General features: G+C 42.3%; 4 protein-coding genes. All 4 read right to left on the reverse strand.

Annotation, left to right across the window (positions count from 1 at the left end; genetic code table 11):
• Window positions 1-123: 123 nt before the first annotated feature.
• The 4 genes from A0J48_RS25685 to A0J48_RS25700 all read right to left on the reverse strand — a co-directional run bounded on the left by A0J48_RS25685 (window position 124) and on the right by A0J48_RS25700 (window position 5,311).
• The gene (locus A0J48_RS25685; RefSeq protein ID WP_200327405.1) at window positions 124-2,355 is read right to left on the reverse strand and encodes a glycoside hydrolase; all 2,232 of its coding nucleotides are present in this window, start codon (window positions 2,353-2,355) and stop codon (window positions 124-126) included.
• Between the two features lie 209 nt (window positions 2,356-2,564).
• A complete protein-coding gene (locus A0J48_RS25690) occupies window positions 2,565-2,804 on the reverse strand; it encodes a NifU family protein (RefSeq protein WP_200327406.1) in 240 nt (79 codons plus the stop codon).
• A 254-nt stretch (window positions 2,805-3,058) separates the two neighbouring features.
• A complete protein-coding gene (locus A0J48_RS25695) occupies window positions 3,059-4,846 on the reverse strand; it encodes a sensor histidine kinase (RefSeq protein ID WP_200327407.1) in 1,788 nt (595 codons plus the stop codon).
• 228 nt (window positions 4,847-5,074) lie between these two features.
• Window positions 5,075-5,311 (reverse strand): hypothetical protein, encoded by a 237-nt coding sequence (locus tag A0J48_RS25700; protein ID WP_200327408.1) that lies wholly within the window; start codon window positions 5,309-5,311, stop codon window positions 5,075-5,077.
• Window positions 5,312-5,599 lie beyond the last annotated feature (288 nt).

Here is a 5,599-nt window from a genome sequence, read left to right on the forward strand (position 1 = left end):
GAGATTTGAACGCCGCTATCAACATCAAGAATCGTGGGACGCACGATCTAAAAGCTCAGATAATGTCCTCATAGAGGAGTCTCTGAGAAGCCCTCGCCTACCCGAAGGGAGGCGATGGGTACGTCACGGTACTTCAATGGGAATTAGTGCATTTTCTGGTAAATAACTATGGAAACACCCATCATCAGCTAATACCACAATCAAACGCAAAGGATAATCAGGGGGAACTTGCAAATCTGCCCAAGGTATTGCCACTTCTAAACAAGTATTTAAAGCAGCTTGAGCGCGAGTAGCACGGGGATGCCATTGATAATTATCTCCTGCTTCTCGGAATTGAACTGATTGTGTGAGTAAGTTAATTTCTAAATGATGGTGGAATAGATAATTAAGAGGTGATATGTCTGGTAATTCTGCTAAAGGTACAGGACTATTTACCATTGTTTTATCTGGATAAAACCAGAGTAAATTTAACTCTGTGGGCAGTTCCTTTCCTGGTACAACACCACTTTTAAAATCTACCCGTAAATAAAAATTCAGGTGATCTACTCCATACCACAGTCGCTGGATCAGGCTACTGTTGTGCATTGTTCCCCTAGCACCACCCACTTCGATGCGTCCGGCTTTATCCCAATCTTGTTCGTCACCTTTACCATCAATTATTGGATGAATAAAGCCCTCTGGACGATGGTCTGAGCGTGCTTCATGGACTTCTACTGGTTTGGTCAAATAGGCGGGAATGGGTTCATTTAAGGCTTTATAAATGCCATAGAGATGTTCCCGAAATAACTGGTCAAAAATAGCATCTTGATTAGAAGAATGTCCTTCCCCAAACCACCAAAACCAATCAGAACCTTCCGCTGCATATAAGGCTTCCCAGGCGGCGGGGTTGTTTTCTTCGGTGGCTTCGGGATGATTGGCTAAAACTTGTCTGGCGTGGGTGAGATAGTCCCAAGCGCGGTTTTTGGCTGGATCTCCTATCCAGGTGGTAAAACTACCATCTACCCAAGAACCACTATGGAGTTGTTCACCGGCAATGGTAGCTGTAGCTGGGTATTTTTCTAGAAATTCGGAGACGGTAACAAGTTGAATATTCGGTTCATTACTCAAAGTTTGATACAAGGCTTCTAGGAAAGGTTTCCCATCTTGGGGATAAAATTCCCAGCAGTTTTCCCCATCTAAGGCGATGGTAACTAGCCAAGGTTGTTCACTGGGCTTTTCTTTTTGCTTTCTGGCGATCGCTTGCAAATGTCCCACTAAATCCGCTACTGCCTGTTTTGGCTGCATGGAACTGTAGGTAAAACCAATCAAATCAGATAATCTATGGTCGCGGAAGACTATAGATAAATCACCTGCGGGAGTTTGCAAACGATAGGGACGATAAAGTAGTTCTGGTTGCTGGACATTTCCCGCCCCATCCCGATGGAAAAAGTGTTTGAGAGTCCAACCTAAAACAGCTTCATCTGAGCAAATCCACTTAAATCCTTGTTTAATAATATCAGGTAAAATTTCTGGACTTACTGACTGTTCAGAAGGCCACAAACCTCGTGGTTCTCTGCCAAAACGGTCTTTATATAAATCCCAAGATTTTTGCAAATGTCGGGGAATATCTTCTGCCCACTGAAAACGAGAGGTAGGTAGTGTCATATTTGGCACTGCTACCTGCCCAGAGTTGGTATCAGCTAATAAAGGCAAAATTGGATGAGTGTAGGGTGTAGTAGTAACTTCTAACTGTCCTGTTTCCTGCATTTTCCGGTGTTGGGGAATAATGCGACTGAGGATTTGCCGTTGTTTAGAATAAATTCGTTGGCGATCGCTTAAAGTAAAGTCTCGTCCCTGTTTTAACCAAGCTGCAATTTCTGGGTCATCCCAAAATAACGGGTCAATCCAAGCTAGATTATGCCAAGCTAATAAATCACTATAATCTGCTGGTTGCCAATTTGCTAAACACCAAGCTTGCCCTCGTTCCTGCCTTTGATAATACAACTGGGCATAACGAGGATGAGGATCTATCAGTGTATGGTGATTAGCATCAAAAAAATGTTCAACAATAAATTCCTTCTGTTCTGTGGTCAACTGTTCAATAGGTGTCAAGCTGGCGGTCAAATAAGGGTCAAAAGCAGTACCAGCTATGTAATCTTCCAGTTGCAATATCAAAGACGGTACTAAATTTACTGTTTGGTGTAACTTAGGATACTTTTCTAGCAGTAATATTAAATCCAGATAATCCTTAGTACCATGTAACCTTACCCACGGCAAACGGTACTGCTGGCTAGGTGCAACAGAAAAGCCACCAGGAGACTTGTACAGCGGCTGATGTTGATGCCAGATAAAAGCGACGTACAGGGGATGGGACATGAGGAGTGATAAGTAATTGATAATTTACTGATAATCATGAATGATAAATTATCTCATACCGGGTAATTGGGAAATCAGGGAACAGGGAACAGGGAACAGGGAACAGGGAACAGGGAACAGGGAACAGGGAACAGAGTTTTTGACTTTTGAATGCATGAATTTTGACTTAATTTATAACACCATCACCCCATCACCCCAGTCCTCAGTCTCTAAAGGACTTGTTCAACTTCAGCAATTTCGGGAATCATTTCCTTGAGGCGGCGTTCAAGACCCATTCTCAAGGTCATTGTTGAACTAGGACAAGAACCACAAGCACCTTGTAAGCGTAGTTTCACAATTGGTCCTTCCAGTTCTACAAGTTCCACATTACCCCCATCAGACATCAGATAAGGGCGCATTTCATCTAATACAGTTTCCACATTTTCCGGTGTCAGTGTTAGGGTTGCCATAGTTTTAGACCTGCTAAATTAACGGTGGTTAGAAATTGGGAATATCACCTATTACCCAAAATACCCAAAATTTTCTTTTTTTGTTGAGTTAAATCGATCCTAGATCCAAATAGCAAATTTGCTTATCTCATTTATTAGCCCTGCTTCCCTGCTTTCTTCGCTGTCACCTGTCACCATACACCCTACACCATACACCCTACACCCTACACCCTACACCCTACACCCTACACCCTACACCCTACACCCTACTTCCATCAGTTATGAGATTCTATTTCACACTCACTGGGAGAACACAACACAGGTTGTTGATAAAGTGGAACTGTGAAGGTGACAGTTGAGCCGAGTCCTTCGCCTAAACTGTAAAAATGTACTTCCCCACCCATCGCTTCTATGAGTTTTTGGGATATTGTGAGTCCCAAACCTGTGCCACCGTAATGACGGGTGCGAGAACCATCTACCTGAGAAAATAGTTGAAATAGTTTATCTTGTTTGTCTAAGGAAACACCAATTCCTGTATCTGCCACTCGTACCTTGACCATACCGGGTAATGTTGGTGATTGTGGCTTGCCTTTGCTCTTTTTGAGAACTAAATCGGCGCTGATGGTGACACCACCTTCATGGGTAAATTTGAGGGCATTGCCTACCAAGTTGAGCATGACTTGTAACAATCTTTGGTAGTTACCTTTAACAATTATTTGATCAGAAGTAACAGGTATTTGCATTTGCAAGCTGAGATTTCTCATTTCTGCTTGCGGCCGAGTAAAGCTTTCTACATCACTAAATAACTCGTCTAAGCTAACTGGTGAGCAATCTAGCTCCATTTTTCCTGCTTCGATTTTGGCAATATCCAAAATGTCATTGAGAATATTTAGCAGGTGAATTGATAATTGGTGAGCTTCGGTCAAAAATTGATGTTGTTCTTCGGGGTCATCAGCCATTCCTTCTAAAATCAACTTCAAAAAGCCAATCATCCCGTTGAGGGGGGTACGAATTTCATGGGATACATTGGCCAGAAACTCACTTTTGAGGCGGGAAGCTTCTTCAGCTTTTTGTCGTGCTGCTTCTAATTCTTTATATAAGGTAGCATGAGCGATCGCAGTTCCCAGTTGATCCGCTAACTCTTTGGCTAATTCTAGCTCTGTTTCTGTGAGTATGTGGCATTCCTCCTTTAAACTTAAGGCAACCACACCATTTGCTTGGTCTTGATAGCTGGTAGCAACTAACAAAAATTTTTGCCGCTGAGAATTTTCCTGGATGGGAATTTCCATCACCATTGGTTCAAGAGTTGTCAAAGCTTGAGCAAAGGCAGGTTCAGAAGATATGTCTATTTGGGAGCCAAGCAAGGAAACTAGTTCTGGCTGGTGATATTCTGCGATTACTCGGACTTTTGTATTAGAGGGCTGATATGGACAGATCAGACAACGTTCTAGTTTGAATACCTTTCCTAAACAGTCAACTGTTTGTTGCCAAATAACATCTAGATCAAGTGTGCGTCGAATATTTCTGGTGATTTTATTTAATAATTTTTGGTGTTGCTGCGATATTTGCCCCAGGCTACGGGAACACAAAGCCAACTCCAGTTGTGAAGGAGTTCTTGATTTTTCTTGGGTTATTTCTTTACCTTTGTTTTGAGCTTGCAACAACCTACCCATCACTAAAGCTACCGTCGCGGTTTGACCCACTCGCGGCATAATCGGAGTAATTGTCAACTCCAACTCTATTAATTCATGACTGCATTGAAACCAACACTGAACCCTTTCCGGCACTAAAGAAGTCAAAATCCGTTGCAATTTTTCCAGATAGGCAACTTTTTCTACTGGAGTAAAGATTTCATTTTCATTGAGCGCATCAACTATTTTCTCAGTTGTTAAATCTAGGAGTTCGCTGTACTGCCAATCGAATGTCAGATAGCGTCCAGTCCCATCTTGCGTGTATACCAACTCAGAGCCGAGATATGGTAACAAGCCATCAGCATTACGGTTAATAGATTCCTGGTGCTGAGAAAATAAATTTGGCAATTGGGTGTTCGCAGTAATAGTCATTAATCGAGTTGGATAGACAAATAGCTTTCCACCGTGCTTTTACTAAAGCTGTTTAAATTTTGGCATAAAGTTTTACAGCTTTTACACTTTCGATTGTGTATTTTTGACTTTTCTGGAATTTAGAGATGAAAAGTTTACATTTTTTATCATTGGGCATGGGACATTGGGCATTGGGCATTGGGAAAAGGTTATTTTTTCTCACCCCAACTCCCCAGTCCATAGCTAATCTTAATCATTCCATTCACCCCTGGGGGGAACAGGTGTACGTATTGGTGAACGAGTTAGTTCATCATCTCTAGGTATATCACCCCGCAACCACTGACGGATAGCTACCTCAATCACTTTGCTGGGATCGTTGGTAAGATGCTTAATTTGGGCTATTAACTCCGAGTCTAAGCGAACCGCTATTTCTACCTTGTCAGGGTGTTGGTTGTCTCCATTGGTGGGTTTTTCTTGCATATTCATAGGTTTATAGTTTTCCAAAAAATTACCAGCCTGAAGATGGTTAGTTTGTAAGTGGCAGTTTTAATATACAGTGTCATCATATCTTGAAAAATAATTCACCTGTCTGGGGTGATGGGGTGATTAACGAAGGCAGGAGGGAGAAGGCAGGAGGGAGAAGGCAGAAGGTAGGAGGACGTTGTTGTAACGGGGATTTATACCCCACTGCAAAAACTTTGGACGAAGTCCGGTTTTAGACCGGATTGTTTTGAGAAATAATTATCTTTCTCCCTGCCCCCTACACCCCACACC

The organism is Sphaerospermopsis aphanizomenoides BCCUSP55 (genome assembly GCF_001586785.1).
Lineage (GTDB): Bacteria > Cyanobacteriota > Cyanobacteriia > Cyanobacteriales > Nostocaceae > Sphaerospermopsis_A > Sphaerospermopsis_A aphanizomenoides_A.